Below are 4,461 nucleotides of genomic sequence, written 5' to 3'. Positions count from 1 at the left end.
CAGATATAATCCGCACGAGGGGAACGACCTTTATCTCGTGTACGACGAAGGATTCAACACCGACCGTGAAAGAGAAATACCGGCGCTCCCTGTCACGAAAAACAGAACGGTGCTCGTTAAATATACTTATACGTTTGTCAGATAACTCCACGCGTGCATTTCTCTTTCCCTATGAAGCAGTTGCCGGAATGACCATGGGAAAGCATACAATGGCTATATGATGACAAACAGGATTTATTGGTTGTTTTACGGAAATTCAGCAGGTCATGAAAAAAAATTCAATTAGTTGCAACTTTTACGGTCTCTGATCTCGTCAAAGTATATGTAAGGGGAATTGAAGAGATAAATCACAACTATGATATATGATCAATGCCATTTTTTCACAAGGATTCATAACAGTACGAGGGAGGCTCGCAATGCGCAGAAAATTCATTCTTTACCCGATCACGTTCATAACGATGCTCTACATGATTTCGTGTGCCGGAGCCGGTGGGGTATGGGCGGATGCCGAGGAAGAATTTCACGAGACCTACAAGCTCTCATCCGGAACACCTGTTTCGGTTTCCAACACGAACGGTGGTATAAAGATAAGCTCCTGGGATAACGATTATGTCGATGTCATTGCGGTGAAAAAATCGAACAGGGGCGAGGATGAGCTCGAAAAAGTCGAAATCAGAGTGACCTCAAACGGCAAACTGAGCATAGAAACGCATTATCTCGAAAACAGGGCGCATGTATCCGTGAGCTACACGATTTCGGTGCCCAGGGCTATCCCTCTGGAAAATATAAAGACTACGAACGGATCGATCGAGATTAATGGAACAACCGGAGATGCGACTGTCAGGTCGACAAACGGAAAGATCGTTATCCGCGATACCGATGGAATCGTTGACGCCCAGACGACAAACGGCAGCATTTCCATAACGGACGCATCCGGTATCCGGCGCGCCAAAACCACAAACGGCAGCGTGGAAGTAACCGCTTCATCCCTTTCCGCCGATGTCGAAATCGGTACGACGAACGGGTCGGTAACGTTTGCCATACCGGAGAATCTGAACGCCGACCTGGACATGAAAACCACAAATGGCAGAATCAAGGCAACCGGTATCCAGATGACAGTCGATGAAATCTCGAAAACTCATGTGAGCGGCAGGCTTGGTTCCGGCGGAAACTCGATCACGCTCAAGACAACGAACGGGAGTATAACCCTCGAAAAATTATAATGAATATTTCCTCCCCAATTATCCGGGTATCATGGGTAATATTTCCTGGTACCCGGACATCGCATATCGTCCTTCCCTACCTACCCGAACCCCTCGTCAAAAACGAGGGGTTTTTTTACGCCACTGCCGACATCACATCGATATGATTCTCCGGACACACTGACCACATCACGAAAAGTATTTGACTACCTTTCGATAGTAATACCATATTAAAGAGGAGCATTCGTGACTGTTTTTTCGATAATGATTATTACGAATAAATACTTGCGAACAGGAGGAATAAAAGCATGGATAAGAACCTCATCACCGGTATCGCCGGCAGCAGGCGAAGGTTTATTAAAAGCATGATGGCCGGGGCCGCGGGATTGACTGCCGGTTTCCCTTTTCCGGACGGGAAATCAGAAGCTGCAACAGTGGAACCCGGCACAAGCCGTGTTTCATTCGTCACGGGGACTGACCGCCGCGATATGATCTACCAGGCGCTGAAACCGCTCGAAAAGGAAATAAAGCAGGCTATCGGCGAAAAACAGGTCATTATCAAGCCCAACAACGTCTATGACAGTGTTCCTCTCTGCGCCACTCATCCCGACTCCATGCGCGGGGTGCTCGATTTTCTCAAGCCGTTTTATAAAAAGCAGGTGATTATAGCCGAATCGACAACCTCCCCCAAGGGTACTCTCTTTACGTTCGAACAGTACAAATATTTTCCGCTCGAAAGCGAATATGGAGTGAAATTTACCGATTTCAACCGTGATATCCCCACAACGCTTACCTGGATTCTCGACAAGGAACTCCATCCTGTCGGAATCAGGGTAATCGATACCTTCCTCGATCCGAACGTGTATTTTATTTCGGTCACACGGCTCAAATCCCATGATATGGTGGTCGCGACGCTTTCGACAAAAAACATGGTCATGGCATCACCGGTAAACAAAGCCCCGGGCGACAATGACAAACCGAAAGTCCATCAGGGCATCAAGGGAATAAACTGGAATCTATTCCAGCTTGCCCGGACTATCCGTCCACAGCTCGCCGTACTCGACGGCATCGAGGGGATGGAAGGCAACGGCCCTGTCGGCGGAACTCCGGTCGACCACGGTGTGGCGCTCGCAAGCACGGACTTTATCGCCGCCGACCGTATCGGTGTCGAGCTCATGGGTATCGATATCGGGGATGTCGGGTATCTCACCTACTGTATCAATGCCGGTTACGGCCAGGGTAACCGTTCGAAAATCGAGATTATCGGCCCCGACCCGTCAAAATATGTCAGGAAATACAGGCTCCATGATACCATCGAAGAGCAGCTGACATGGAAAAAAACCGGATAGAATCCCTTTATCACGGTTCACAGCCTCCCGGTGTACCTGCCGGGAGGCTGGTTTAAATTCATTTAAAAGAGAATGCACAAATGAACAGTATATAGAAAGGAGTCCACGATGCGTGCATCATGTATGATTTCCTGTTTTGTTGCATTTCTTTGCATGGTGTTTCTTTCGTTTCCTGTATGTGCCTCTGTGACCGGGACAGTAACCGATACTTCCGGAAATCCTGTGCCAGGAGCACTTATTACATTCGCCGACGAATCAAATACAGATAACTACTTTTTGGATTATACCGACGATTCCGGGCGCTATGAAATAAATCCTTCGCCCATCTTTGTGGACGAGCAACTTCCATTACCATTCACCCTGCGCCAGAATTATCCTAATCCCTTCAATCCCTCAACAACGATACCATTCTCACTGTCATCGCCGGGAAACGTGAAGCTCATTGTCTACAATGTTATGGGCCAGCATGTAAAAACGCTTGTTGACGGTTTCCGTTCGGCGGGGATGCATTCTGTTGTATGGGATGGTAGAAGCGCTGAAGGAAAAGGCCTCGCATCCGGTATATACCTGTACCGACTTACTTATGGCGATCAGAGCGAATCGAGGAAGATGCTTCTCCTCGATGGCGGCGGTTTAGGGATAATAATCGATGTCACGCATGGTGCATTTTTTAAATCGGAATCAACCGCGAATAAAACAAGCGAGTCGTTTTTTACCGTAACCGTGATCAAGGGTGGGTATTTTGATTTTGAAAAGAAAAATATAAACATTGACGCGATATCGACCTACGATATAACAATGACTGTTTGCGAATCGATATATAATTCTGACACATCAGATACGAATGGGCAAATCAGCATCACAAATTACGAAGGAGCAACAGCTTCGATCACGATAAAAAATGCTGCCGATGAACCTGTTGAAAGCGTCAAGGTATATACTCTCAGCAATACATTTGGAACTACAATAATCTGTTATGATCCGATAGGTGAATATTTTGGGACTATAACACATATACCATCAAATTCAGAAAAACCTGCACCAATTATAATGTGGGATTTTGGGAATTATACAGGCGAGATTAAAATTATAAATACGAAAGTCTCACCCGATAAAGTTTATACAGATACCATTACTGGTGATGTTGCAGATCAAATTTGGAAAAGTTTGCAAGAGCTGCCGGAAAAAGAGCCGTTTTGGAAACAGTACGGAGCAAAAACATATGATGGGTGGGATAAAATAACGATGGTTATTGAGGTTATTAAGACAGGTACACTCAGCAATCCGGCCGGAATAATCCTTAAAACAACTGTTGGTGAAATCCTCAAAGAAATAACAAAACCTGAATATGAAAAATTAATAGCACGAATAAATACTCAGGATAACTTTGCAATAGTTATGAATGACAGAACGCTACCACCTGTGGGTAATATCATTGGGCGTATTACCTCGCATGAGGGTAATGTAGGAATCTATGATGTTGAAGTTTCTTTGACAGGTCAATTTTCCCAGATAATTGATCCGGTGAAGTCGCTATGGAATGGTTATTACTATATTTCTAATTTATCATCAGGCTCGTATACAGTTAATGCACAACCGACAGGTATGCTGACTATATCGGTTTATCAACCGGAATACTTATATGGCAGAGAAGGGCAGGATCTGTTGGTTGGCAATGTTTTTATAAGTGGTTATGAAAAAGCAAGTATACCCGTACAGGTCAAATCAAGCCAAACTTCACAGGTTGATTTTTCACTTGATTACAAATGGATAAAAAATCTTGCGCCAGCGCTGAAGTATCGAAAAGCAGGCGAAACGGTATTTCAAGAAACACTTATGGTATTGTCAAATTGAAACCTTTGAAATAATCTGAACTCAGTAATAGTGGTAATTCCCGGTAATAATTTTTA

3 protein-coding genes are annotated in these 4,461 nt (G+C 44.9%); all 3 read left to right on the top strand.

The genetic code is table 11. From position 1 onward, the window contains the following. Nucleotides 1-416 precede the first annotated feature (416 nt). Nucleotides 417-1,223 (top strand): DUF4097 domain-containing protein, encoded by an 807-nt coding sequence (locus tag LLG96_11675; protein ID MCE5250869.1) that lies wholly within the window; start codon nt 417-419, stop codon nt 1,221-1,223. 287 nt (nt 1,224-1,510) lie between these two features. Beyond that, nucleotides 1,511-2,551: a DUF362 domain-containing protein gene (locus tag LLG96_11670; protein MCE5250868.1), complete on the top strand. Its 1,041-nt coding sequence runs from the start codon at nt 1,511-1,513 to the stop codon at nt 2,549-2,551. A gap of 108 nt (nt 2,552-2,659) precedes the next feature. Next, complete coding sequence (locus LLG96_11665; GenBank protein MCE5250867.1) at nt 2,660-4,405, top strand: T9SS type A sorting domain-containing protein; 1,746 nt, start codon at nt 2,660-2,662, stop codon at nt 4,403-4,405. Nucleotides 4,406-4,461: the final 56 nt, after the last annotated feature.

The sequence above is a fragment of the bacterium genome, from assembly GCA_021372535.1.
Classification (GTDB): domain Bacteria; phylum Latescibacterota; class Latescibacteria; order Latescibacterales; family Latescibacteraceae; genus JAFGMP01.
The sequence above is the reverse complement of the archived record's forward strand: the minus strand, read 5'-3'. Positions and strand labels throughout refer to the sequence as shown.